We start from the raw sequence: 25,191 nt of genomic DNA on the forward strand, positions 1-25,191 counted from the left end.
CCGGGGTTCGCGCCCCCGCGGACTTGCTAGCCTCCGGCCATGCAACAGGTCTCGAGGCTCCTGGAGATCGCGAACGCGATCGATGAGCAACGCGTGAGGGACCGCGCGGCGCGGCTGGCGCCCCGCCTGCACCCCGGGACGATGGCCTTCGCCATCGCGGCGCTCCTCACGGCCGCCTACCCGGCGATCGGCGCGATCATCGAGGCAAATCCGGAGTTGGCGGAGCGGCTCGCGGCGGAGGGGCACCAGACGGCCCGCGACCGCGCCACCTACCTGGCGCGGATCCGTGACCGCATCGGCGACGTCTCGGACGCCGCTCGCGTCCGGCGGGAGCTCCGGCGCATCGCGCGCGAGGAGCGGATCCGCATCGCGCTGCGCGAGATGCTCCCGCCGTCGGCGGGGGGCGCGGACATCGACGTCACCGCGCGTGAGCTCACCGCGCTCGCCGAGGCCACCATCGAGGTCGCGCTCGCGGAGGCCGTCTCGGCCGTGACCGCGCGGTTCGGAGAGCCGCGCACCGCGACCGGCGCGCGATCGAAGTTCGTCGTCCTCGGCATGGGGAAGCTCGGCGGCGACGAGCTCAACGCGGGCTCCGACGTGGACCTGATCTACCTCTACGACACCGACGAAGGGCACGTGGGCCCCTCCGGCGACCGCGCCGTCTCGGTCACCCTGCACGACTTCTGGGCCCGCGTCGCGCGCCGCCTCACGGCGACGCTCGAGGAGGTCACGGAGGACGGGTTCGTCTGGCGCGTGGATCTCCGGCTTCGCCCCGAGGGGCGGAGCGGCCCGCTCGTCAACTCGCTGGCCGCCGCCGAGCGCTACTATGAGTCGTTCGGCCGCCTCTGGGAGCGCGCCGCGCTGCTCCGCGCCCGCGAGATCGCCGGTGATCTCGACTTCGGCGCCGAGGCGCTCGGGGTGCTCGGCCCGTTCGTCTGGCGGCGCCAGGTCGATCCGCAGCTCGCCGTCGACATGATCGAGCTCGTCGAGCGCGCCCGCGCGGAGCTCTCTCACGACGCGTCGCGCGACCTGAAGCTCGGCCCCGGCGGGATCCGCGAGGCGGAGTTCTTCGTGCAGATCCTGCAGCTCATCTGGGGAGGGCGGGTGCCCCGGGCGCGCGCGCAGGGCATGCTCGACGGCCTCAGGCGCATGCGCGCGCTCGGGTACGTGACCGACCGGGAAGGGCGGGAGCTCGTGGAGGGCTACCTCGCGCTCCGGCGCGCGGAGCACGCGGTCCAGTCCGCTACCGGGCTGCAGACGCACCTGCTCCCCGACAGCGACGCGGAGATCGAGCGCCTCGCCCGGACGCTGCGCTTCAAGGACGCCGCGGCGTTCCTCGCCGACACAGCGCAGCGCCGGAGCCGGATCAAGGCCCGGCTCCTGTCGCTCCTGCCGAAGGGGAGCTCCCGGCCGTCGCGGTGGATCGAGGCGATGGCCGCGCTCGATCACGGCGATCGCGACGCCTTCGCCGAGGCGCTCGCGAAGCACGCCGTGCTCGTCCTCGGCGGCGCCGGGGGAGAGCCGGAGGCCGCGGCCGCCGACGTCGCGGCGGCCGAGCTCACCGCGCCGCCCGCCGGCGCGCCGCCCGAGCCGGGCGCGAACGCCTCGCTGACCGCGCGGTTCCGCGACGTCGCCGACGATCTGTTCGAGCTCTCGCGCCACCCGGATGGCCTGCTGGGCGCCCGCAGCCGCGAGGCGTCCTCGTCGCTCGCGGAGACGCTGCTCGCCGCGGTCGTCGACGCCGCCGATCCGGAGCAGGCCGCGCGCTTCCTCCGGCTGTGCTTCTCCCGCATCAGGCACTCCGCCGTCTATGCGCGCATGCTCGGCGACGATCCGCGCGCGCTCCGCAGGCTCGTCGAGGCGCTCGGGTCGAGCGCGTTCATCGGCGACGCCATGGTCAGGTACCCCGAGCTCGTCGACGTCGTCCTGTTCGCGCGCGGCGCGCCGAGCGCCGACGTCATCAGGCACACGATCGAGGAGAGCCTCAGCGAGGCCGCGCCGGACGACGATCCGGAGGAGGCGCTCATCGCCGCGCTCCGGCGCGCGAAGGCGCGCGTCACCATCGAGGTCGGCCTCGCGGACCTGAGCGGCGAGGTCGGCACGCGCGAGGCGACGCTCGCGCTCTCGGATCTGGCCGACGCGTCGCTCGAGGCCGCGACGCGCTTCGCGCTGGGGACGCCGCCCGGGGAGCCGGTGCGGGGGCTCGCCGTGATCGCGATGGGCAAGCTCGGGGGGCGCGAGATCGGCTACGGCTCGGACCTGGACGTCTTCTTCCTGTTCGATCCGACGTGCGCGCCGTCCGGCGATCAGGGGCCCGGCTCGGATCCAGGCACCTACTACGCGCGGCGCGCGCGGCAGATCATCCGGCTCATCTCGATGTCGCACGCGGCGGGCCCCGGCTACGAGCTCGACACGCGCCTGCGCCCGTCGGGCAGCCAGGGGCTGCTCGTCACGTCCATCGACTCGTTCGCTCGCTACCACGGCATCCGCCCCGCGGGCGGGGCGGCCCTGGCGCCCGCGGAGCCGGAGCCGTCGCCCGCGCGGCACATCCACGCGGCGATCTGGGAGCGCCTCGCGCTGATCCGGGCGCGCGCGTCGGCCGGCGATCCCGGGCTCGGGGCGGAGGCGATGGCGATCGCGCACGAGGCCGCGTACCTCCAGGCGGACGACTTCGATCGGATCGCCGAGGAGATCCACCGCCTCCGGCTGCGCATGGAGCGCGAGCTCTCGCACGAGCGCCGCGGTCGCCGCGACTTCAAGCTCGGGCGGGGCGGCCTCGCGGACATCGAGTTCGCGGTGCAGCTCCTGCAGATCCGCCACGGCGCCGACCCGCGCGTCAGGACCACCGAGACGCTCGCGGCGATCGACGCGCTCGCCTCGGCCGGGTACCTCTCGGCCGCGCACGCCGAGATCTTCCGGGAAGGCCACGCGTTCCTGCGCAAGCTGGAGCAGCGGATCCGCATCGTGCACGCGGACGCCTCGCAGCTGCTCGAGGAGAACGCGCCCGGGGTCCCGCTCCTCGCGCGGCGCACGGGCATCCGGGGCCGCACCGCGGCCGAGGCCGCGAGGGAGCTGCTCGCGCGCTACGGCGCGATCACCGAGCGCGTCCGCCGTGCGTACGAGGCCATCGTCGCGCCCGGCGCGGCGCCGAGCGCGGCGTCCGGGGGGGAGGCGAGCGCGCCAGGCGACGCGCGCTGATGGTTGCCGTTGACCCTCGACCGGGCGCGGTGGAATGTCAGGCGATCCGATGAACACCCAGAGCGAGAAGAACGCAGGCGCGGCGGTCGGGCGCCGTCTGTTCACCCAGGTGACCTCCCTCGACAGCCTCATCGGCGCGCACCCGGATGCGTTGAGGCAGATCTACGGGAAAGGGACGCCGGCGGATCCGGCGGAGCTCGGCGACGCGCCGCGAGGGCGCCTGCTCGCCCTGCAGCCGACGGTCGGGGTTCACCTGGCGACCCGCCCGCTGATCAGGGCGCTCGCGTCGAGCTGGATGCCCTGGAAAGGGAATGAGTTCGACCATGGAGGCAACTCCGGCACGAACGTGGTCCTCGGGAGCAAGGTGTGCCGCTTCAAGGCGCAGCTCGTGCCCTCGGAGCTCGACGGCGAGCCGACGCTCGCGCTGACCTACAGCGAGAAGGCGTTCGGCAATCCCTGGCCGGTGAGCGCGCTCAAGGACGAGCTGCGGACCGTGTCGACCGGGGTCGCGATCGGGCCGGTGCTGTTGAAATGGCAGGGGGGATGGCACGTCGTGCTCTGGTTCGGGCTGACGCGCGTCGATCCGCAATAAACAGCGCTCGGGATCGAACGGCCCGGGGCGCCGTCGGCGCGCGCGGTCAACTCCGGCCGCGCTCGCGGCGCGATTGCGCGCAGCCGCTGGAGCGGCGTGCTCCATCACAATCACCCACGCGTCGATCCGTTGTGTGATCGTGTCGCGCACATGTCGCAGGCGCGGAGATCCGCTGTTCCATCCGTCCGACGCCGAGGTGGGCGCGTCCTGCGCGGAGGCGGTAGTCAGGAGTATCAGGGTTCACCTTAATCTACTATCGCTTCATCCCTGCTCTTTGCTGGACATACTTCCCGAATTCTACGCTCTGGCCTACGATAGAGACTGGGCGGCAGCAGGGTACCTTTGCTCGCATCGCCCGGGAGGCTCGAAATGTTGACTTGGTCGAGCAAGGCGGGAGTCTTGATGGCTGCGATCGCCGTAGCGCCGGGCGTCATCGCTGGCTGCTCCTGCGGCGATACGGGAGGCACGGCGACCCTGGCATCCGGCGGCGCGGGGCCTGGCGGCGGGGGCGGAGACGGAGGCGGCGTTGGCAGCGGCTTCGGTGGCATCCTGGCGAATGTCGGCGGGGGCGGCCTGGGAGGTAACGGCTCGTGCGAGGGCCTCGAATGCCAGCAGGTCCAATGCGAGAACGGGGCGAAGACCACGGTGAGCGGCACCGTCTACGACCCCTCGGGCAGACTGCCCCTCTACAACGTGATTGTCTACGTTCCGAATGCGCCGCTCGATCCGCTCACCGACGGCGCGACCTGCGATCAATGCAGCGCGACGCTCTCGGGCTCGCCCCTCGTGACGGCCCTGACCGACACGAAAGGGAGCTTCATCCTGGAGGACGTGCCGGTCGGCGAGAGCATCCCGCTCGTCGTCCAGGTGGGCAAGTGGCGGCGCGAGATCACGGTCCCGGTGGTCGAGAGGTGCAAGGACACCGCGACGGATGCCGGGACCATCCGGCTGCCGCGCAGCCAGGCGGAGGGGCACATCCCGAGGATCGCGCTCACGACGGGCGGCGCCGATCCGCTCGAGTGCTTGCTGCGCAAGCTCGGGATCGAGGAGAGCGAGTTCACTCCGGAGACCGGGACAGGGCGGATCAACCTGTTTGCCGGCCGTGGCGACGCGGGTCACCCCGTGACGACGCGGTATGCGGACGGCCTCAATCAAGGTGTGGAGTTCACGCCGGCCACGAGCCTCTGGGGGACCGTCGACAGCCTGCGCCAGTACGACATGGTGATCCTCGCCTGCGAGGCCGATCCGCACGTCGAGGACAAGCCGGAGACGGCGCGCCAGGCCATGTTCGATTACACCTCGATGGGCGGGCGCGTGTTCGCGTCCCACTGGCACAACGTCTGGCTGAAGCGGGGGCCGGCGCCGTTCCCGAGCACGGCGGTCTGGGACAACTTCAACGAGGACCCGGTGAGCCCCCTCACGGCGCTCGTGGACACCACGCTTCCGAAGGGGCAAGCCCTGGCGGACTGGCTCGTCAACGTCGGCGCGTCGACCGCGCCCGGCGAGATCGTGATCAACGGGGCGCAGCACACGGTGAACGACGTGGTCGAGGGCACCTCGACCCGGTGGATCTATTACAACGAGCCTGAGCCGGCCGGGGTCCAGTACTTCACGTTCAACACGCCCATCGGCGTCGACGAAGATCAGCAGTGCGGGCGCCTCGTGTTCACGGACATCCATGTCTCCGCGGGCGACGTCACCGGCCCGCCCTTCCCGGAGGGGTGTTCCGAGGAGGAGCTGACGCCTCAGGAGAAAGCGCTGCTCTTCATGCTGTTCGACCTGTCGTCCTGCATCGTGCCCGACGACGAGGAGCCGCAGGTTCCCATTCCGCAGTGACGCCCCCCGTTCGACTCCGCCGGCCCGCTCTCCTCCGTGGGCCGGCCCCGGAGCCCTCTGCCAGGGCTGCATGACGGACCTCAGCGTTCTCCCGACAGACGTCGTCCCCCTCCCGAGCTGACGCAAACGATGCTTGGCCACGTGCCGGAAGCGGGCGCCCCGCCACCGGCCGAGCATCGGGCATCATCGGGCATCATCGGGCCATGCCTGAGCGCTTCTCCGGAACACCCTGCTGCGATCCGCTGCGCCTGACGCGCGAGGCCGTGAGCCCTGGAGCGTCGGTTCTCACATTGCGCGCGATCGGCCGGAGGCTCACGCTGCCAGCCACTCCGCCGCTCTGCCTCGCCGCGCTGCGACAGCGATTGAGCAGAGCAAGACGGCAAGGAGGACGACAGCAAAGACAAGACGCTGTCACGGTGGGAAGCACCACGCACATACGGAATGTCATCCATGCATGGCCCGGGGATCCTGCTAGCATGAATCTCAGCCGCAATGCGGTGCCACTCCCGAGCCTGGGTCGCTGGTTTCGGCTCGCCCGAAGGAGCATTCCTACGATGGTCCAGCATCGCCCTACGCCAGCGGCTGCATGTGGGACCATCGAGCGCGGGCCTCGCGAAGGCGGCCGCGCGCCGCGGTCTCTCGGGGCATCGCAGGGGGCCGGGCGCGCGGAGGCGCTTCTGCCGCAGAGCGGGATGGGGGGTATGTGCGGAGCGATGGAGGGCGATGAAGTTCAGGTCTGTCCTGCGTCCCTGCCGCCGTCCTCGCGCCGGTACCTCGCTGGCCGGCGCGGTGACGCGGGCTGCTCGCTCTGCGCGAGGCGCGCGCGGGGGGGGGCGACGCTGCCGGGCCTCGGCGGGACGGCGTACCACTTCCTGACCGCCACATGGGTGGTCCTCATGGTCGGCGAGCCGTCGCCGTCGCAGCCCTGACCGGGCGCCGCTGGGATCTGTTGTTGCAGGAAAAATGCAGGCGGGCGCTCCGCGACGCGCGGCGCGCCCGACGCTGCGGCTCAGCTGGCCGACCGCCTTCCGGCCGTCGCGCGCTTCTGGCCGGCCCTCTGCGCGCCTGGCTGCGCTGACCTCGTCCGCCGCGCTCCGCCGCGCCCGCCGGCAGGCGGCTGCCTCGCCGCGCCGGCGCGCTGCGGTGCCGCCCGCTTTGTGCTCGCCGCCTTGCGCGCCGTCTTCCGCCCGCCGGCCGCCGCCGGCCCGGCCGTGCCCCGGGCGCGCCCCGCCGCCGCCCCGCCGGCTGCGGCCCGCTTCCTCGTAGCAGCCGCTTTCTTGGCCGCGGCGCTCCGCGGCCGGCTCGTCTGGCCGGCGGCCGCCTTCCTCGCCGCGCTGCCCGTCCTCGATTTCGCCCCCGCCTTTGCCCCCGCACCCGCAGTGCTGCTCCGCGCCGTGCCCGGCCGCGCCGCGGCGCCTGCTCCTGTCTTGCGCGCCCCCTTCCCGGCCTGGGTCGCGCGCCGGGTCGGACTCGCGGTCTTCCTCGCGCCGGTGGCCGCGGCCTTGGTCCTCGCGCCGGTGGCCGCGGCCTTTGTGGTCCGCCTGCCCGACGCCGTCCGACCGGCCTCGCCCTGGGACGTCGCAGGCGAAGCCTGCGCGCGCTCGCCGCTCCCGACCCGCTTCCGCTGCTTGGACGTATCCTTTGCTGTCTCGCCTCTCGGCATTGAGCCCTCCCCCCGAGCTCTCTCGACATGAGCTCGCTCGTGGACTCATGGTGCCACAGCCTTTCCTCTTTCCCGGTCGGAAAGTCGGCGGGAAGTACCGGAATCGAAATCAGGAATCGCTGTAGCCCACCCCGGCGAAAGCGCCTATTGCGCGTCAGGCACGCGGCAGATCGGCGCCGGAGACCCGCTCGGAAGCGCTCAGAAATCCCAGTCGAAGCCGACGCGGATGCCGCCCTTGAGGTTCCACTGGGCGGGGCGCCGGTGGGTCTCGAGCACGTGCTCGACCGCGATGCCGAGACCGGCCCACGGCATGACGCCCCGCATCCGCAGGGAGGAGACGCCGACCAGCGCGCCGGCGCGCAGCCCCGGGCTCAAGCGCAGGTCGTCCTGGGTGAAGTACGCGAGCGAGGCGAGCTCGCCTTCGTAGTGCCAGGTGCGGGCGTGGTACCGCAGCACCATCGGCAGCGCGGTGACGAAGCTGATGGGGAAGCGGGTCTTGGTCTCCGTCTGCTCGAGCTGCGCCGTGCCGCCGAACTCGCCGCCGGCGAGGAACGTCCAGCGCTCGTCGAGCCCGTGGCCGAGCAGCATCCGCGCCGAGCCGCCGGCGCCGGGGAGGACCCGGCCGGCCGCGCCCTCGAGGACCACGATGCCGCCCCCCTCCACGTTGAGCGTTGTCCGGTAGGCGTCGGTCTCGCGCCCCCGGAAGGCCGGGGAAGGGCGGAGCCAGAACGGGCACTCGGCCGGCGCGTCGCCGGTGCCGCGCGCGCGGCGCATCGCCTCGGCGAGGAGCGCGCGCACCCGCGTCGCGAACAGGAGATCCGCGACCTCGTCGAGATCGCCCCCGCCGCGCCGGAACGCCTCCTCGATGGGCCCGCCGAGCTCGAGGATCTGCCGGTCGAGCGCGGCGAGCGCGGCGGCGCGCGTCTCCGCGGTCGCCGAGCACACGCTCATCAGCGCCGGCGACATGATCTCGTCGATCTCGTACCGATCGATCGTCCAGCCGAGCGACTGCTGCACCTCGACCATCTTCTCGAGATCGACGAGCAGGCCGACCACCGCGAGATCGCGCGGCGCGGCCTCCTCCGGCAGCGCCCGCGGCGGAGCGGCCTCCGCGAGGGGCGCCGCCGACGCCGCGACCAGCGCGGCGAGCACCGGACCCCACGCCAGCGCGGTCACCTTTCCCATCGCGCCTCGCACGATCGCCCCTCGCATCTCGTCCCTCAAAAGCAGGCGCCGCCGCCGCAGCTCCTGCCCACGCAGCGCAGCAGCTGGAACGTCTCGGGGCTGTTCATGCACTCGAACCCGCAGACCGCGGGGCCGTTCCCCTCGTCGAGGCAGCCGAAGAAGCACGCCACGTCCTCGGCGCAGGCGAGGCTGGTGAGGCACTGGTTGAGCTGCGCGCAGCAGCTCTCGGCCACGCAGCCCCCGCACGCTGTCCCGTCGGACCGGCAGGCGGGGCCGCCGCAGAGGCCGTTCTGGCAGTTGCCGTCGCAGCACTCGTCCGAGCCCGCGCACGGCCGGCCGTCGGGGCTGCACCCGCCGCAGACACCCGCGTTGCAGCGCCTGGAACAGCAGTCCGCGCCCGCGTTGCAGCCGGAACCATCGGGCGAGCACGCCCCGGCGCAGCCGCCGTCGACCGAGCAGCCCTGCCCGCAGATCCCCTCGGCGCACAGCCCCGTGCAGCAGTCGCCCGGGGCGTCGCACGGCGCGCCGTCCTGCGCGCAGTTGCCGCCGCCGCAGATCCCCCGCGAGCACGCGGCGCTGCAGCAGTCGGCCGCGCCCCGGCAGGGGAGCCCGTCCTCCCGGCACACCGTCGCGTCCGGACGTGCGTCGGGGGCGCCCCCTGCGTCCGCGAGCTCGGGCAGCCCGACGAGCTGCTCGCGGGAGCCGCAGCCCAGGGCCGGAGCCGCGAGGGCGAGAAGGACCACCAGGAGCAGCGCGGGCGCTCGGGAAAGCACGGGCTCGAGGCTATCACGGTCGCAGTCCATGACGGGCGGGCGTGACGTGGGGAAAGCGGCGTGAAGCGTGGCAGGACGGAGCGGTAAGGGACGGCGGTGGGAGGAGCGCAAGACGGCGGTGCGGGAGACCTCGGCGGCCTGCCGAACGTTCGGACCCGGGGCCGCTTCCGATGCTACACTCGCCAGCGTGTCGTTGAAGATCGACCAGGATCACGGGCGCTTCCGTCAGATCGTTCGCGGCCGCATCCGCGAGAACCTGCGCAAGTACATTTCGCAGGGCGAGCTCATCGGGCGAAAGGGAAAGGACCTCGTCTCGATTCCCATTCCGCAGATCGACATCCCGCGCTTCCGCTTCGGCGACAAGCAGCGCGGCGGCGTAGGGCAGGGCGACGGCAACCCCGGCGATCCCGTGGGCGGCTCGGACGACAAGCAGCCCGGGCAGGGGCAGGCGGGCAGCGGCGAGGGCGACCACCTCCTCGAGGTCGACGTCACGCTCGAGGAGCTCGCCGGCATCCTCGGCGAGGAGCTCGAGCTGCCCGACATCATGGACAAGGGCAAGAGCAAGATCTCGAACGCCCACGACCGCTACTCGGGCATCCGCCGGGTCGGCCCGGAGTCGCTGCGCCACTTCAAGCGGACGTACCGCGAGGCGCTGAAGCGGATGATCTCCAGCGGGACGTTCCGCCCGACGGCGCCCGTGGTGGTCCCCATCCCGGACGACAAGCGGTACCGCTCGTGGAAGACGATCACCGAGCCGGTCGCGAACGCGGTCATCATCTACATGATGGACGTCTCCGGCTCGATGGGCGACGAGCAGAAGGAGATCGTGCGTATCGAGTCGTTCTGGATCGATGCGTGGCTGACGCGCCAGTACAAGGGCCTCGAGTCGCGCTTCATCATCCACGACGCGATCGCCCGCGAGGTCGACCGGGACACGTTCTTCCACACGCGCGAGTCCGGCGGCACGATGATCTCGAGCGCCTACAAGCTCTGCTCTCAGATCATCGACAACGACTACCCGCCGCACGAGTGGAACATCTATCCGTTCCACTTCTCCGACGGCGACAACTGGTCGATGGACGACACGCTCTCCTGCGTGGACGTGCTCAAGAACCAGCTCCTGCCGCGGGTCAACATGTTCGCCTACGGGCAGGTCGAGAGCCCGTACGGCTCTGGCCAGTTCATCAAGGATCTGAAGGAGCACTTCTCGCACGACGACCGGGTCGTGGTGAGCGAGATCAGGGACAAGGACGCCATCGTGGGCAGCATCAAGGATTTCCTGGGGAAGGGAAAGTAGAGCGGTATGAGCAAGTTCGCGTTGAACACCGCGCTCCCCCGGTACCTGCGCACCGAGAAGGAGCGCATCGAGAAGATCGCCCGGGACTACGGGCTCGACTTCTTCCCGGTCATCTTCGAGATGCTGACGTACGACCAGATGAACGAGATCGCCGCGTACGGCGGCTTCCCGAGCCGCTATCCGCACTGGCGGTTCGGCATGGAGTACGAGCAGCTGTCGAAGAGCTACGAGTATGGCCTCTCGAAGATCTACGAGATGGTCATCAACAACAACCCTTCGTACGCCTACCTGCTCGAGGGCAACTCGCTCACCGACCAGAAGCTCGTGATGGCGCACGTGTACGCGCACGTCGATTTCTTCAAGAACAACTTCTGCTTCCGGTCCACCGATCTCGACTATCGCGGCCCGCTCGTCGACCCCGTGCGCAAGAGCGAGTCGTATGATCCGGACCGCAAGTGGATCGACAAGATGGCGAACCACGGCGCCCGCGTGTCGCGCCACATCGAGCGCCACGGCATCAACAAGGTCGAGGCGTTCGTCGACCACTGCCTCTCGCTCGAGAACCTGATCGACCCGTGGGCCCCGTTCACCGGCCGCCCGGCGCCCAAGGAGGAAGAGGAGCCCACGGAGGAGCCGATGGACACCTACAAGCTCCGCGCCAAGGAGTACATGGACTCCTTCATCAACCCGGAGGAGATCCTCACGGCGCAGAGGAAGAAGCGGCAGGAGCAGAAGAAGCCGGAGCGCAGGGTCCCGGAGCGCCCGGAGCGCGACGTGCTCAAGTTCCTGCTCGACCATGCGCCGCTCGATCGATGGGAGCGCGACGTGCTCGAGATCATCCGCGAGGAGGCCTACTACTTCGTGCCCCAGCGCCAGACGAAGATCATGAACGAGGGGTGGGCCTCGTACTGGCACTCGAGGATGATGACCGAGAAGGTCCTCGATGCGTCGGAGATCATCGACTACGCCGAGAACAACGCCGGTGTCATGGCGACGGCGCCGGGGCGGTTCAACCCCTACAAGGTCGGCGTGGAGCTCTATCGCTACATCGAGGACCGCTGGAACAAGGGCCGCTTCGGCCGCGAGTGGGAGGAGTGCACCGACCTCGACGCGAAGCGCACCTGGGACATGCGGCTCGGCCTCGGCCGCGAGAAGATCTTCCAGGTGCGCGCGCTCTACAACGACGTGACCTTCATCGACGAGTTCCTGACGCCGGAGTTCGTCATCGATCAGAAGATGTACACGTTCGGCTTCTCGGGGCGGAACGACAGGTTCGAGATCGAGAGCCGCGAGTTCAAGGAGGTGAAGGAGAAGCTCCTCTTCCAGCTCACGAACTTCGGCGACCCCTACATCCGCGTCGTCGACGCCAACTACGGCAACCGCGGCGAGCTCCTGCTCGAGCACGTGCACGGCGGCTTCGACCTGCGCGCCGACTACGCGCGCGAGACGCTCATGGCGCTCGTCCGGTGCTGGAAGCGGCCGGTCGGCGTGGCGACGAAGATGGACAACAAGCCTGTGCTGCTCCGGTACGACGGCAAGGAGCACGCGATGACCCCGTACAAGCTGTGAGCTCCTGCGGATCGATCCGCCGGCTCGCGGTGCTGCTCGCGCTCGTCGGCTGCGCCGGCGCGCCGGCGGCGCGGCAGCCGGCGGAGGCGCCCGCGCGATCGGCCTCGCTCGACCCGCCCGCGCCTGCCGCGCCGCCCGCGCCTGCCGCGCCGCCGGCGGGGAGCGCCTCCGCCGCGAGCGCGGCGGGAGCGCCGGCGATCGGCTCGGGCGTCCCGCTCGACGCGCCGTCCACCAGCGAGGCCGCGGCGGCGAGCCCTCCTCCGCGCGTCGCGCGCGGCACCGGCACGCCGGCGGACAGGAAGCTCGAGGAGGGCGACGCCGCCTACGCGGGAGGCGATTTCGCCGCCGCGGAGAAGGCCTATCGCGCCGCCGCGCTGCTCGACAGGAAAGACCCCGCGGCGATCGTGGGGACCCAGCGCGCGGCGATCGCCGGGGCGGGGGTGTCCTCCGATTACAACGGAGCGCCGGGCAACAGGGCGCTGCTCGCCGCGGTCCCGGAGCTGAAGCGCGCGGTGAAGCTCGATCCCGGCCACGCGCCGGCGCACCTCGAGCTCGGCCGCGCCCTCCTCGTCCTCGGCCGCGCCGACGCGGCGCTCTCCGAGCTCGCGCGGGCCGCGGAGCTCGCGCCGAGCGAGGCCGAGGCCCGCTCCGCGCTCGGCGTCGCTCACCTCGCGCTCGGCAACCTGCAGGACGCCGTCCGCGAGCTCACGCGGTCCGCCGAGCTCGCCCCCGGCGACGCCGAGCGGCAGGCGAACCTCGGGACCGCGCTGCTCGCCGCGGGGAAGACGGCCGACGCGATCCGCGCCTACGAGCGCGCCGCGAAGCTCGCGCCGGCCGACGCGCGCCTGCAGAACGATCTCGGAACGGCGCTCCTTGCCGCGAACGATCCGGCGCGCGCCGTCCCGCACCTCGAGGCGGCCGTGGCCCGCGACCCGACGCGCGCAACGTACCGATCGAACCTCGGGTATGCCCACCACCTCCGCGGCGACCTGCCCAGGGCGACCGCGCTCTACCGCGAGGCGCTGCGGCTCGACGACAGGCTCGGCAGCGCCTGGATCAACCTGGGCAACGCGCTGGCGCAGTCGGGCCAGCTGAAGGACGCGCGCGCAGCGTACGAGAAGGCGCGCGCGGTGGATCCCACGGATCCGCGCGTGAAGGCCGTGATGGACGAGCTCGACGCGATCGAGCGGCGCGGCGCCGCGCCGCCGTGACAGCCGCCTATTCGCGGCTGCCGTCCGGGCGCGTGTCAAGCGCAATCGTCGTCGAGCGCGCGCCTGGCCTCCAGCGCTCGCCGCGGTCGGCGGAGAGTGCGAGTTGGCGGGCCAAGCGAGCTCACGGAACGCGCGTCGCCTGCGGCCGCGCGCGCTCTCGCGAGGCCGGATCGCGGGGCGTGCGCGCCCGGATCCGTACGTCGCTGTGAAACCACCCGCCGGAGAAGGCCACTCGCCTCCGCGCTCCTCGCCCGCCTGCACTGGGTAGGTGGCCCCACCGAGGTCCGCACACTTCCGTAGCGACTCGCGACCACACGCCTTGAGTCATCTCCGCAGCGCTGGGCGATGGCATGAAAGTGTTGACAGGACCGACGCGCTTTCGATTACCTCGCTTGACGGTGTTCTCGAGGGCTTCGACGGTAGCAGGCGCCGCCTGCCGGGATCTGTGGGCGGTGCGCGCAGCGGCGAATTCTACGCCGCCGCTGCACGGCGCGCGCGCGTCGACTTGTGGACAAATGGGCCGACGAGCACCCGCGCCGCGCTCTTCCCACGAGGCGCTGAGCCCGGGCAACTGCGCAGGTAATGGTCCGGACCCCCGGAGGCGCAGCGGACGGGTACCTTTCTCTACCTGTACAAATTATCAGCAGCGATCGAGTGTGATTCATATCACACTATTGTCTCGATCTTGTAGCAATCCGGGCATCTTCAAGGCAGTCCTCGTTAGCGCTGTGCTCGTCCGAGTTCACCATGGCGACCTCGAACGGGAGCGCGATGCACTCGACGCGGCACCCAGACTCCAGGTACTCTGCGTCCTGCCTCCTCTCGCAAACCAACCCCGAGGCCTTGATGTCCGTTTCGAAGCCGACCGATGTAGCCCCGACGCTGCGACCACCGCCGGTCATGGCGCCGAGCGGCATGATCATCTCAGCCAACTTCTCGGTCACTGGCTTCAGCAAGCGCTGGAGCCACTGCCATCAGATGGCGAACTTCCTCGCGCGGTACGCGAGCGCAAACGAGGACGACCCGGAGCGCTATGCGACGCTGCTGTCGACCTTCTTCAACGAGCTGCTTGAAGCCATCTATCGCAATCACGAGCCGTCGGGCGACATCATCATCACCTTCCAGAGGAACCACGGTCGCATCAGCGTGACGGCTGAGGTGCCCGCCAGCAGCGAGAACCTGGCGTTCTACAAGCACGCCGTTCAGCTGCTCAATCAGCCGGATCCGATGGCCTGGTACCGAGAGCAGCTCGAGCACGACGTGCCCGACAACGATGTTACGACTCTAGGTCTGCTGGAGCTCGCTGTGGTTTACGGTTCGACGTTAAGCCTTACTGAACCCAAGAACGGGAACTCGCTGACACTGAACATCGAGCTGCCGTTTACTGAGGTAGATGAAAATGAGTGCTTCAATCTACCCTGAGAACGCTGTCCCGCCGTCGTCTTCATCGGGGAGCCTGCCCTCGTGGCGCTCATCGGTGACCTTCAACATGCGGGTCGACCAGGACGACCAGGAGGTCGCCCTCGCCGGCATGCTGCGGCCGTTCGTGGGCGACCAGATGCGCGCGATCCGGGGGACGCTGGAGACCGCCGCGAAGAACGCGACAGGCGAGCTGACCCTCGACTTCAAGCGCCTCAAGTACATGAACAACGTCGCCTTCCTCGAGATCAACCGGTTCGTCCGGTGGGCCGTGGAAGAGCGACCGAACCTCAAGATCCGCCTCATCATCTCGAGCGTCATCCCCTGGGCCATGCGCAAGTTCCAGGTGATGGAGGAGCTCTATCCCAACGTCTCCGTGGAGGTGTACGACAAGGCCCTCTACCCGATCCAGAGCGTCATCGAGGATGAGGATTTCGTCCGGGTGCTGCGGACCCAGGAGAAGATCGTGTACAACCACGAGCGCAAGCTTCTCCACCGGCACGGCCTGCGTCCGGGAATGAAGGTCGCCGACATCGGCTGCGGGCTCGGGGACTTCGCGGTCCGGCTCAACGCGGAGTACAAGCCGGAGTACATCACCGCCGTCGACCACTCCAGGGCGTTCCTGAAGCACGCCCAGGCGCACGCGCGGAGCCTCGGGATCGAGAACATCGAGTATCAGTACGGCGACGCCGCCGCGCTCCTGATCCCCGATGACGCCTTCGATTTCGTGTCCTGCCGGCTCGCCATCCAGGTCTTCCACATGCCGGACCAGCTGATGAAGGAGCTCTGCCGGATCTGCAAGCCCGGCGGCCGCGTCTACATCACGAACGAGATGCTCGCGTGCGTCACCGGCTTTCCTGATCAGGACCTCATCCGCATGGGGTACCGGCGGTACCTCGAGCTGAGCCGGATGGTCGGGATGGACTTCGACATCGGCGTGAGGACCCGCGAGCTGCTCGCGAGCGCGGGCCTCGAGGACATCCGCAGCGATCTCATCGACATCAACAACATGAACACCGACCCGAACAACTTCGCGAAGGTCGTAGAGAGCTGGATCAAATTCTGCGGCGACGTCGCGGCGTCGGCGAGCGCTGATCCGGTGATCTTCGAGGAGATTGGCATCGGGCTCCGGGCCCATGTCTCTGCGATCCTGAGCGACAAGGGGTATGCGAACTGGCCGATTCTCGCCGGCTCCGGGCGTAAGCCAGAACGGCTGATGCGATAGCTTGAGTGAACTGGAGGAGCCGATGAAGCGCCGCGGGCCGACATATGGAAGCTAAGGAGCGCAAGAAGTTTTCCATCGTTCAATGGATCGTCGAGAGGTCCTCCGGGCGCTTCCGTACGAAGTTCATGCTCGTGGCCTCGCTCGGCGTTCTCATCGCTCTGGCTTCGAGCGCGGGGACGGCCCTCTACAACGTTACACGACTGGAGCAGGAGGCCAGCGCCGAGGTCTACGGCGGGATGGCCCGCGCGAACGACGAGTACCTCGAGAACTACATCGAGACGACGGCGCTCCGGCTCGACCTCCTGTTCGAGCAGACGTTCTCCGAGCTCCGGATGACGGCGTCGATCTTCCAGACGCTGATCGACAACCCGGACGCCGCGGAGGCGATAGGCAATCTCCCTGACCAATCGCCCTTCTTCAGGGACGATTTCCAGGTCGATCCCAACGGGAAGTGGACCCAGAACAAGCCGGGCGAGCAGTCCGTGATGAGCGTGTGGCACTACATGCTCCAACCGGACGGCTCGATCAAGCCGGAGATCCTGAAGGACGTCAAGAAGAACGCCATCTTCGATCTGTTCGGCCCCGCCATCTGGAAGAACGGGAGCGAGAAGCTCCAGGTGTACTACGTGGGGTCGAAAGAGCGACCCATCATGCGTCTGACGCCCTGGCTCGAGATGGCGCAGACGTTCGACAGGCTCTATCCGGGGCACACGGACAAGAACTTCTGGGACTCCTTCTTCCCCGGCATCTACGAGGGGTGGCAGCGGTGGTTGACGGATCCCAGCAGCAAGCCGGTCGCAAAGACCGACGTGACCGGCTATCCTCCTTACATCGACGCGGCGACCGGCGGCAATATCGTCACGTTCTTCAATCCTCTCTGGACGAAGGAACGGACGGACTGCGCAGGGGCGGTCGCGATCGACGTCACGCTGGATCAGGCGGTGGCCCTCATCCGGCACGTGCACATCAAGTCCTCGGGCTTCGCGTTCATGTCGATGTCCGACTCGAACGTGCTCGCGATCAGCAGCGAGGGGGAGAAGGTCCTCGGGATCGGCACGCGGGACGGGCAGAACGAGGGCGTGAAGGAGGTCAAGCGACTCCTCAGCCAGAGCCAGTACCCCGAGGTCGCGAAGATCGCGATGCCGTCGAGCGAGAAGCCGGTCTTCCACCGGGTCTCGATCCAGGGGGCGCCCGACGAGCCGGCCACGCCCTACGTCATCGTCCTGCGGCGCCTGCCCGGGATGAACTTCTACCGGGGTGAGAAGCCCATCGGGATGGAGTACTGGGTGCTCGGGTTCGTGGTGCCCGAGTCCGAGCTCTTCTCGACGGTGCACACGGCCCAGCGCGCCATCCAGTCGACGGCGAAGAACATCCTGGGCCAGCAGGTCATCGTCGTCGTGCTGAGCCTGTTCGCCGTGCTGGTGGGCATCGCCTGGGTCGCGCGGAGGATCACGGCCAACCTCGTCGATCTCTCCGAGGCGGCGCACCGGCTGATGAACAAGGACTACTCGATGAGGGTCAACATCGACAGCCAGGATGAGATCGGGCGGCTCGGCATGACCTTCAACGCGATGGCGTCCGACATCGAGCGGTACACGGCCAACCTGGAGGAGCTCGTCAGCGAGCGGACGATGGCCCTCGAGAAGGCGAACGAGGAGATCAGCGAGCTGAACGCGAAGCTCGCGCAGGAGAACATCCGCCTCGGCGCCGAGCTGAACGTCGCTCGCCAGCTCCAGCTGATGGTGCTGCCGGCGCCGAGCGAGCTCCAGGAGATCCCGGGCCTCGACATCGCCGGCTACATGGCCCCGGCCGACGAGGTCGGCGGCGACTACTACGACGTGCTCCAGAGCGGCGGGCTCGTGAAGATGGGCATCGGCGACGTCACCGGCCACGGCCTGGAGAGCGGCGTCTTGATGCTGATGGTGCAGACGGCCGTGCGGACGCTGCTCGCCGCCGACGAGCGGGACCCGAAGAAGTTCCTGAGCATCGTCAACAAGGTCATCTACCAGAACATCCAGCGGATCCGCTCGGACAAGAACCTGTCGCTGACCCTGCTCGACTACAGCGACGGGCAGCTCCAGTTCACCGGTCAGCACGAGGACCTGATCATCGTCCGGAAGGACGGCACCCTCGATCGCATCGAGACCATGGGGCTCGGCTTGCCGATCGGCATCGATCTGGATATCAGCGACTTCATCAGCAGCATCGAGGTGAAGCTCGAGCCCGGGGACGTCGTGACGCTCTTCAGCGACGGTATCACCGAGGCGGAGGACTCTTCAGAGGAGCAATACGGCATCGACCGGCTGTGTCACGTGATCTCGCGGAACCACGAAAGAACCTCGAGGGAGATCAAGGACGCTATCATCGAGGACGTCTTGGCGCACGTTGGCTACAACAAAATCCATGATGACATTACGGTACTTGTCATTAAGAGGGTATGAGCAAGGGGGAGACTGGGCATTACCATGAGCGAAATCATCGGCGTCTACTCTTTAGACGATTCGTTCAGCGAACATATGTCGCTGACGTTGTACCCCGACTCGTTCGCGGTGAGATGGAGCCTGTGTAACCTGACGGCGAATTTCATGGCCGAGTACTTCGGGGAGCTCTTCCCGGAGATCGACGGCGAGGACAGGCTCATCAGCCGAGACGAAGTCTCAGGCGCCATCGGTTACGTTCTGAACGAGCTCGTTGAGAACGCCGTCAAGTTCAACCAGCACGGTGACATCACCGTGACCGTCGGCATCGGGCGCGAGGACCTGGTGTGCCTCGTCAGCAACCAGATCACGAACGCCGCTGTCCCTTCGCTGCGCGAGAAGCTGCTCGAGCTCACGCAGGAGGACCCAGGGGAGCTCCTGCGGAGGCAGGCGGAGGCGAACGCCGAAGACGCAGAGAACGCCGGGTCGGGGCTCGGCTATCTGATCATCATGAACGACTACGGTGTCAGTCTTGGATGGAAGCTGGACCCGATCTCGGTCAACAGCTTCAGCATCAAGACGATGGCCAGGATTCCTATTTTGAACGAAAGGTCGAGAATGGAAATCAAAGGTGGTAACTACCGGGTTTGGTACGATCCCTCTGAGGTGGTGGTGTACCTGGAAGGCATCCTTCGTCTTGGCGGCACCACCGAGTACGCCCCCATCGAGGAGCTGCTCGACAAGGTCCTGGCCACGAACCCGCCCACCATCACGCTCGACGTCAGGGCGCTCAACTTCCTGAACAGCTCGGGGATCAACGTCCTCTACAAGTTCGCGATCGCCACCCGCAAGAAGGGCGAGCTCCAGCTCATCGTCCGCGGGTCGAAGTCCATCCCGTGGCAGGGGAAGTCGCTGCCCAACCTCAAGAAGTTCAACCAGAACTTCGAGATGATACTCTGTGATTGAGATCGGATGGGGTCGTCCGTCCAACCCGAATCGCGTCCAGGTCGAGCCATGACTGCACCTAAGGACATCAGCTCGATGCACTCCAGAGGCTTCATACAGAAGCAGAGCAATCTGGATGCCATCAGGGCGATCGTGAAGGAGCGGCAAGCGTGGAACACACTGCTGCGCGAGGAGGGGAACTTCACCGACTTCATGGAGCGCTGCAGCGCACTCCTGGAGTACGTCGATAAGCTGAAGCTCGACTTCGACGACCTCTCCCTGGTGCACGAGGCCATCCTGGAGCACGCGACCAGCATCGAGAACGAGCTCGAAGGGTACAACCGGGCCATCGACGACGACCTCGCGGTGGCGCGGCAGGTTCAGCGCGCCCTGCTGCCGGAGGCGAGCGGGACCATCGCCTCGTCGTTCGACATGGCCATCTTCCACAAGCAGCTCGCGCAGGTGGGGGGGGACTATTATGACTTCTTCTATCTCCCCGGCGAGCGCCACGCGATCGGTGTCTACGATATCTCGGGGCACGGCGTATCGTCGGCGCTCATCATGGCATTTCTGAAGGCCCAGTTCGCCCACGCCACCAAGCGGCTCGACAGCCCCGGGGCGATCGTGGATTGGGTGAACCGGAGCGCCTACTCGTTCCTCCGGGAGGTTCGCCGGTACGCGACGGTGAACTTCGTCATGTTTACGGACCGATTCCTCCGCTACGTCTCGGGCGGAGGGTACGGACTCCTGGTCCGTCGCGGTACGCCGCGCTCGTTCAATCGGGTGAGCAACTTCATCGGTCTGCGCATCAAGCCGTTTCACGAGTTCGAGCTGCCGTTCGAGGAGGATGACGTCCTCGCCTTGTACACAGACGGGATGTTCGAGGCGCAGGACGCGAGCGGGGAGATATATTCCGTGCAACGTCTCAACGAAATCGTGGTCAAGCACAGCGAGGAGCCGGTGCAGGTGATCCTCGACCGGTGCATCGAGGACTACACGCGGTTCCGAGTGGCGGACGCGGACGACATCACACTGATCATCCTGCGAAGGTGCGCCTGATGAAGCCCGAGAAGAATCATTCGCAGACGTCGGTCGGTGCATCGATATATATATCTCCGGTCGATCACATCACGGGCGACGTGGCCGGCCTGCTTGCGAACTTTCTGGACGCGCTGCTGGTGAGGTTCTACCCCAGGCGGATCTGCCAGAAGGTCAACGTGGTCGTCACCGAGCTGGTCACCAACGTGATCCAGCACGGGACCGAGCGTGACAGCGAGGTACGACTCGACCTGAGCATCGACCCAGACCGGCTACTCATCAAGGTTTCCAACCGCGTTACGCCGGAAGAGTACCGAACCGTGAAGGCGGTATTCGACGAGATCTTCGCCGCGGAGGACCCGAGGGAGCTCTTTGCCAGGACGGTGCGCGAGCGGCGCAACGACCGACGCAGGGGCGGGCTCGGCCTCATTCGGCTGACCGCTGAGAACAAATTCCATCTCTCGACGCAGTACGTCGATGGAATTCTCGTCGTCCAGGCTACTTTCCCTTGAAAAGGCTGCGTATGTTTTCCACGAAAGGTCGCGTATGAAGGCTCTCAGCTATGGAGAAATCACGGATGGCGGGCTGAGCGTCTTTCAGTCGGTCGCCCGGCTCGATGACGACAACCGCCTCGTCTTGACCTTCGAGGGCGCTATCCGGATCGACAACCCGTACCGGTACCTGTCCAGCTACCTCGACGAGCTGGCGCGAGTCCTCCCGCAGCATCCGATCACGTCCACGGTGATGGACTTCGTGAAGATGCGGTTCTGCAACTCGAACGGCTTCTACGTCATCATGGATATCGTGGACGCCGTGTACAACCTGGTGCCCGGGCGGGTGACCGTGCGGCGGATCCTCGACGACGACTCGCAGCACGAGACCCTGCCGATCCTGCTCAACCTGAACGAGGAGCACGTGGCCGCGAGGACGACGTTCGAGGACGTCAAAGAGCCGTAGCCGTGGGGTGTGGGCTGGCTAAGGCGACCGGTGATGCACGCACCTGCGAACGAAGCGGACGTGGAGAGGTTCTTCGCTGTCTGCCCCGATCCGCTCTGTGTTCTGCGGGCCGACGGGGCGTTCCTGCGCGTGAGCGGGGCCTGGGAGCGGACGCTTGGCCTGAGGGCCGAGGAGCTCGTCGGCCGGAACCTCCTCGATCTCGTACATCAGGACGACCTCCCCGCGACCCGGGAGCAGTTGGATCGGCTCCGGGAGGAGCCCGTCACGCTCGGGATGGAGAACCGGTGCAGGAGCAGGAGCGGCCTCTACGTCTGGCTGTCCTGGTCGATGCTCTCGGTGCCCAGCGAGGGGCTCGTCTACGCCTGGGCGCGCAACGTGGGCAAGCAGAAGCGCGTCGAGCGGGCGCTGATGCAGCGGATCGAGACCAAGATGCTGGTCGCGTCGATCTCGGCCCATTTCATCAATGTGAAGCTCGCGGACATCGACCGCGGCTTTCAGTCGGCGCTCGCGGAGCTCGGCAAGGCGCTGCGCGCCGACCGGACGAGCCTGTTCCTGCTCTCGGAGGACGGGCGGCGGTTCCTGAGCACGCACGAGTGGTGCGCCGAAGGGGTCCCGTCGCTGCTCGCGGAGCGGGCCGTCGTCTCCAGGGATGAGTATCCGTGGCTCGTCGAGAGGCTGTGCCGCCTCGAGGTGTGCGACGTGCCGCGCGTGGCCGACCTGCCGGATGAGGCCGCGAGCGAGCGGAGAGCCTTCACGGAGCTCGGGATCGCTTCGCTCGTCCGGATGCCCGCGGCGTACGCGGGGCGGCTCGTGGGGGTCGTGGGGATCGACGCGGTGCGCTCGATCCGCGCGTGGGACAAGAGCGTGCGGGCGCTGCTCCAGGTCGTCGGCGAGATGTTCGCGATCACCCTGGAACGCATGCGCGCCGAGGAGTCGCTCCGCGCGGTGGTCGAGCAGCAGGAGTCGCTGCGGGCGGTGATCGAGCGGCAGGAGTCCGCGATCGAGACGCTGTCGACGCCGATCATCCAGGTCTGGAACAGCGTGCTCGTGCTGCCGCTCGTGGGGAGCATCGATCGACACCGAGCGTCCGAGATCACGGAGAAGCTGCTGCACACGATCGTCGAGACGAAGTCGCGGTACGCGATCGTCGAGGTGACAGGGGTCGAACAGGTCGACTCGACGACGGCGCAGCACCTCCTCGGCATGCTGCGGACGATCGAGCTGCTCGGCGCTCAGGGCGTCGTGGCCGGCGTCCAGCCCCAGGTGGCGCAGACGGCGTCGTCGCTCGGGATCGAGCTCTCGTCGGTCCAGGTGCACCGGGACCTCCAGGAGGCGCTGCGGTGGTGCATCCGGGAGATCCAGGCGGACGGACGGCGAGGAAAGCGGCGGCAGAGGGCGAAGCGGTAGAGGCGAAGCGGTAGGGGGGAGGGGGAGAGGGAGGGGGAGGGGGAGAGGCAGGGAACGGATGCGCTCGCTCGGCAGGGGTGGGGCGCGGGCGCTCGCGCTTGACGCGCCCTGCGGGAGCGAATATTTCGTACACGAAGCATCGTGACCGCGACCCTGCCGCAGCCAGAGAGGCCGGAGATCGACGCCATCGTGGAGATGATCATCTATCTCTACACGGAGTCGCGCCGGCTCACGAAGGGCATGGCGAGCGGGTTCGGCCTCACCGGACCACAGCTCACCATCCTCAAGCTGCTCGAGTCATTTCAAGATCTGTCGCTGTCCACGCTCTCGGAGCGCATCCGGGCACAGAACAGCACGGTGACGGGGATCGTCGATCGGATGGAGCGGGAAGGGCTCGTCCGGCGCGAGCGCTCGAGCGCCGACCGGCGGGTCGTGCACATCCGGCTCAGCGAGAAGGGGGCGCGGCTCGCCCGCGAGATCCAGGTGGAGCCGATGGAGATCTTCCGGAGCGCGCTGCTGAGCCTGAGCTCGACCGATCTGCGCGATCTGCTCCGGATCTTGACGAAGCTGCAGCGGCAGGTGGTCGCGCGGGTCGCCCAGGACGGGCAGAAGAAGAGCGACGGCGGCGACAGGACGTGAAAGGGAGGCAGGGGGCATGAGAGAGAAGCCGACGTTCACCGGGGAACCGAGGGAGCCGGACGAGCGAGATCCCGATATCTGCGTGGTGACCTGCGCGCTGTCAGGCGTGCTCGCCAGCCGCAAGCAGTGCCCCGCGATCCCGTACACGCCGGTCGAGATCGCCGAGGAGGCGAAGCGGGCCCACGACGCAGGGGCGGCGGCGGTGCACATCCACGCGCGCAACGACGACGGATCGCCGACGTTCTCGCCGGCCGTGTTCGCGAAGATCAAGGAAGAGGTGCGGCGGCGCTGCCCGGTGATCCTGAACTTCTCGTCGGGCACCCTCCTTGAGGACGTCAGCGAGCAGTGCACCTATATCCGCGAGAGCCGGCCCGAGATCGCCGCCCTCAACATGGGCACAATGAACTACTCGAAGTACTCGCGCGCACGGAAGAGCTTCGACTTCGATATGGTGTTTCCCAACACGTACGCGAAGATCGGCAAGCTCCTCGCCGCCATGAACGAGGCGGGGACGAAGCCCGAGCTCGAGTGCTTCGATACAGGGCACACCCAGGGCGTGTGGCCGCTCATCGACATGGGCCTGCTCAAGCCCCCGCTGCAGTTCTCGTTCATCGTCAACGTGCTGGGCGGCATCCCGGCGCACGTGGAGTCGCTCCAGCTCCAGACCAAGATCATGCCGCCCGGCTCGGAGTGGGAGGTGATCGGGATCAGCCACGGGCAGTGGAGGATGCTGGCGGCGGCGCTCGTGCTCGGCGGCAACGTGCGGTGCGGGCTCGAGGACCACTTCTACCTGCCGAGCGGCGAGATGGCGCGCAGCAACGGCGAGCTCTGCGAGGTGGCCGTGCGCATGGTGCGCGACGTCGGGCGCAGGCCGGCGACGGTCGAGGAAGCCCGGCAGATCCTGGGGCTGCGCGGCGACGACGCGGTCGGCCCGGCGGAGGGGGCGGCGTCGTGACGGCGGGCGCGTACACGGTCATCCAGGCCGCCTCCGCGGGGGGCGTCCTCCGGCTCACGCTGAACAACCCGTGGCGCAAGAACGCGATCGGGCCGGCGATGGTGAACGAGCTCCTCCACGCCCTGGAGGTCGGCATGGCCGACGCGGCGGTGCGCTGCGTGGTGCTGACCGGCGCGGGCGACGCGTTCTGCGCCGGGGGCGACTTCGCGCAGCTCTCGGGGGCGGAGGGGGCGCCGCAGCCCGAGGTGAAGGGCGATTACGCGGATCTGCTGCTCGCCATGGCGAACGCGGGCAAGCCGATCGTGGCGCGGGTGAACGGGCACGCGCTGGGCGGCGGGCTCGGGCTCGTCGCGGCGTCGCACGTCGCGATCGGCGCCCGCGGCGCGAAGCTCGGGACGCCGGAGATCAACGTCGGCCTGTTCCCGATGATGATCATGGCGGTGCTCCAGCGGCACGTGAGCCGCCGCAAGCTGCTGGAGATGATGCTCCTCGGGCAACGGCTCGACGCCGACGAGGCCGCGCAGTGCGGCCTGCTCAACAAGGCGGTGGAGCCGGGGGCGCTCGACGCCGCGGTCGACGAGGTGACGTCCACCCTCGCCGCGAAGAGCCCGATCGCGGTGCGGCTCGGTCTGGAGGCGTTCGCGGCGCAGGACGACCTCGATCTCGAGTCGGCGCTGCCGCTCCTGCGCGAGCGGCTCGCCGGCTGCCTCGCGACGGACGACGCGCGCGAGGGGCTCATGGCCTTCCTGGAGAAGCGGCAGCCCCGGTGGTCGGGCAGGTAGGCGCGCCGGGCGCGTGAGAGCTTTGCGGGGGACGGGAGGGCGTCGCAGTCCGCGGCGCTCGCTGGCTCTCGGTTGAGGCGGCC

The 25,191-nt window shown here is 68.5% G+C and carries 20 protein-coding genes; 18 read left to right on the forward strand and 2 right to left on the reverse strand.

Features of this window, described 5'->3' with window-relative positions; genetic code table 11:
* Positions 1–39: 39 nt before the first annotated feature.
* The 4 genes from WMF28_RS08565 to WMF28_RS08580 all read left to right on the forward strand — a co-directional run bounded on the left by WMF28_RS08565 (position 40) and on the right by WMF28_RS08580 (position 6,555).
* Positions 40–3,198 (forward strand): bifunctional [glutamate--ammonia ligase]-adenylyl-L-tyrosine phosphorylase/[glutamate--ammonia-ligase] adenylyltransferase, encoded by a 3,159-nt coding sequence (locus tag WMF28_RS08565; protein ID WP_437601611.1) that lies wholly within the window; start codon positions 40–42, stop codon positions 3,196–3,198.
* A 49-nt stretch (positions 3,199–3,247) separates the two neighbouring features.
* Positions 3,248–3,790 carry a hypothetical protein gene (locus tag WMF28_RS08570; protein ID WP_437601612.1) on the forward strand — a complete coding sequence of 181 codons (543 nt, stop codon included), beginning with the start codon at positions 3,248–3,250 and terminating at the stop codon, positions 3,788–3,790.
* Positions 3,791–4,192: 402 nt separating this feature from the next.
* Positions 4,193–5,626, forward strand: a complete 1,434-nt coding sequence (locus WMF28_RS08575; protein WP_437601613.1) for a carboxypeptidase regulatory-like domain-containing protein — start codon at positions 4,193–4,195, stop codon at positions 5,624–5,626.
* 713 nt (positions 5,627–6,339) lie between these two features.
* Positions 6,340–6,555: a hypothetical protein gene (locus WMF28_RS08580; protein ID WP_437601614.1), complete on the forward strand. Its 216-nt coding sequence runs from the start codon at positions 6,340–6,342 to the stop codon at positions 6,553–6,555.
* Between the two features lie 932 nt (positions 6,556–7,487).
* On the opposite strand, the gene WMF28_RS08585 is transcribed toward WMF28_RS08580, so the two are convergent.
* Positions 7,488–8,474 (reverse strand): hypothetical protein, encoded by a 987-nt coding sequence (locus WMF28_RS08585; protein ID WP_437601615.1) that lies wholly within the window; start codon positions 8,472–8,474, stop codon positions 7,488–7,490.
* Between the two features lie 35 nt (positions 8,475–8,509).
* Entirely contained in the window at positions 8,510–9,247 is a 738-nt protein-coding gene (locus WMF28_RS08590; protein ID WP_437601616.1) for a hypothetical protein, read from the reverse strand.
* Between the two features lie 187 nt (positions 9,248–9,434).
* Between WMF28_RS08590 and WMF28_RS08595 the strand changes: the two genes are divergently transcribed.
* The 14 genes from WMF28_RS08595 to WMF28_RS08660 all read left to right on the forward strand — a co-directional run bounded on the left by WMF28_RS08595 (position 9,435) and on the right by WMF28_RS08660 (position 25,108).
* Complete coding sequence (locus tag WMF28_RS08595; RefSeq protein ID WP_437601617.1) at positions 9,435–10,544, forward strand: DUF444 family protein; 1,110 nt, start codon at positions 9,435–9,437, stop codon at positions 10,542–10,544.
* A 6-nt stretch (positions 10,545–10,550) separates the two neighbouring features.
* Positions 10,551–12,113: a SpoVR family protein gene (locus WMF28_RS08600; RefSeq protein WP_437601618.1), complete on the forward strand. Its 1,563-nt coding sequence runs from the start codon at positions 10,551–10,553 to the stop codon at positions 12,111–12,113.
* A complete protein-coding gene (locus WMF28_RS08605) occupies positions 12,110–13,324 on the forward strand; it encodes a tetratricopeptide repeat protein (RefSeq protein ID WP_437601619.1) in 1,215 nt (404 codons plus the stop codon). Before WMF28_RS08600 ends, WMF28_RS08605 begins: the two co-directional genes overlap by 4 nt.
* An 846-nt stretch (positions 13,325–14,170) precedes the next feature.
* Entirely contained in the window at positions 14,171–14,746 is a 576-nt protein-coding gene (locus WMF28_RS08610; RefSeq protein WP_437601620.1) for a hypothetical protein, read from the forward strand.
* A gap of 55 nt (positions 14,747–14,801) precedes the next feature.
* Positions 14,802–15,968, forward strand: coding sequence for a methyltransferase domain-containing protein (locus tag WMF28_RS08615; RefSeq protein WP_437601621.1), 1,167 nt, complete (start codon positions 14,802–14,804; stop codon positions 15,966–15,968).
* Between the two features lie 44 nt (positions 15,969–16,012).
* Complete coding sequence (locus tag WMF28_RS08620) at positions 16,013–18,409, forward strand: SpoIIE family protein phosphatase (RefSeq protein ID WP_437601622.1); 2,397 nt, start codon at positions 16,013–16,015, stop codon at positions 18,407–18,409.
* 24 nt (positions 18,410–18,433) lie between these two features.
* Complete coding sequence (locus WMF28_RS08625) at positions 18,434–19,351, forward strand: slr1658 superfamily regulator (protein WP_012234413.1); 918 nt, start codon at positions 18,434–18,436, stop codon at positions 19,349–19,351.
* A 75-nt stretch (positions 19,352–19,426) separates the two neighbouring features.
* Positions 19,427–20,389, forward strand: coding sequence for a PP2C family protein-serine/threonine phosphatase (locus WMF28_RS08630; RefSeq protein ID WP_437579258.1), 963 nt, complete (start codon positions 19,427–19,429; stop codon positions 20,387–20,389).
* The gene (locus WMF28_RS08635) at positions 20,389–20,880 is read left to right on the forward strand and encodes an ATP-binding protein (RefSeq protein WP_437488665.1); all 492 of its coding nucleotides are present in this window, start codon (positions 20,389–20,391) and stop codon (positions 20,878–20,880) included. The genes WMF28_RS08630 and WMF28_RS08635 overlap by 1 nt, the downstream gene beginning before the upstream one ends.
* Before the next feature lie 34 nt (positions 20,881–20,914).
* Positions 20,915–21,325, forward strand: coding sequence for a hypothetical protein (locus tag WMF28_RS08640; protein ID WP_437601623.1), 411 nt, complete (start codon positions 20,915–20,917; stop codon positions 21,323–21,325).
* Positions 21,326–21,358: 33 nt separating this feature from the next.
* The gene (locus WMF28_RS08645) at positions 21,359–22,732 is read left to right on the forward strand and encodes a PAS domain S-box protein (protein WP_437601624.1); all 1,374 of its coding nucleotides are present in this window, start codon (positions 21,359–21,361) and stop codon (positions 22,730–22,732) included.
* A 141-nt stretch (positions 22,733–22,873) separates the two neighbouring features.
* The gene (locus WMF28_RS08650) at positions 22,874–23,371 is read left to right on the forward strand and encodes a MarR family winged helix-turn-helix transcriptional regulator (protein ID WP_437601625.1); all 498 of its coding nucleotides are present in this window, start codon (positions 22,874–22,876) and stop codon (positions 23,369–23,371) included.
* A gap of 16 nt (positions 23,372–23,387) precedes the next feature.
* Entirely contained in the window at positions 23,388–24,326 is a 939-nt protein-coding gene (locus WMF28_RS08655) for a 3-keto-5-aminohexanoate cleavage protein (protein WP_437601626.1), read from the forward strand.
* Positions 24,323–25,108, forward strand: a complete 786-nt coding sequence (locus tag WMF28_RS08660; RefSeq protein ID WP_437601627.1) for an enoyl-CoA hydratase/isomerase family protein — start codon at positions 24,323–24,325, stop codon at positions 25,106–25,108. Before WMF28_RS08655 ends, WMF28_RS08660 begins: the two co-directional genes overlap by 4 nt.
* Positions 25,109–25,191 lie beyond the last annotated feature (83 nt).

This window comes from Sorangium sp. So ce590, assembly GCF_051521365.1.
Taxonomy (GTDB): Bacteria; Myxococcota_A; Polyangia; order Polyangiales; family Polyangiaceae; genus Sorangium.

Bases quoted from the DNA above. Each gene is read 5' to 3' on its own strand.
- WMF28_RS08565 (WP_437601611.1), top strand. From the start codon at position 40: ATGCAACAGGTCTCGAGGCTCCTGGAGATCGCGAACGCGATCGATGAG.
- WMF28_RS08570 (WP_437601612.1), top strand. From the start codon at position 3,248: ATGAACACCCAGAGCGAGAAGAACGCAGGCGCGGCGGTCGGGCGCCGT.
- WMF28_RS08575 (WP_437601613.1), top strand. From the start codon at position 4,193: ATGGCTGCGATCGCCGTAGCGCCGGGCGTCATCGCTGGCTGCTCCTGC.
- WMF28_RS08580 (WP_437601614.1), top strand. From the start codon at position 6,340: ATGGAGGGCGATGAAGTTCAGGTCTGTCCTGCGTCCCTGCCGCCGTCC.
- WMF28_RS08585 (WP_437601615.1), bottom strand. From the start codon at position 8,474: ATGGGAAAGGTGACCGCGCTGGCGTGGGGTCCGGTGCTCGCCGCGCTG.
- WMF28_RS08600 (WP_437601618.1), top strand. From the start codon at position 10,551: ATGAGCAAGTTCGCGTTGAACACCGCGCTCCCCCGGTACCTGCGCACC.
- WMF28_RS08610 (WP_437601620.1), top strand. From the start codon at position 14,171: ATGTCCGTTTCGAAGCCGACCGATGTAGCCCCGACGCTGCGACCACCG.
- WMF28_RS08620 (WP_437601622.1), top strand. From the start codon at position 16,013: ATGGAAGCTAAGGAGCGCAAGAAGTTTTCCATCGTTCAATGGATCGTC.
- WMF28_RS08625 (WP_012234413.1), top strand. From the start codon at position 18,434: ATGAGCGAAATCATCGGCGTCTACTCTTTAGACGATTCGTTCAGCGAA.
- WMF28_RS08630 (WP_437579258.1), top strand. From the start codon at position 19,427: ATGCACTCCAGAGGCTTCATACAGAAGCAGAGCAATCTGGATGCCATC.
- WMF28_RS08635 (WP_437488665.1), top strand. From the start codon at position 20,389: ATGAAGCCCGAGAAGAATCATTCGCAGACGTCGGTCGGTGCATCGATA.
- WMF28_RS08640 (WP_437601623.1), top strand. From the start codon at position 20,915: ATGAAGGCTCTCAGCTATGGAGAAATCACGGATGGCGGGCTGAGCGTC.
- WMF28_RS08645 (WP_437601624.1), top strand. From the start codon at position 21,359: ATGCACGCACCTGCGAACGAAGCGGACGTGGAGAGGTTCTTCGCTGTC.
- WMF28_RS08655 (WP_437601626.1), top strand. From the start codon at position 23,388: ATGAGAGAGAAGCCGACGTTCACCGGGGAACCGAGGGAGCCGGACGAG.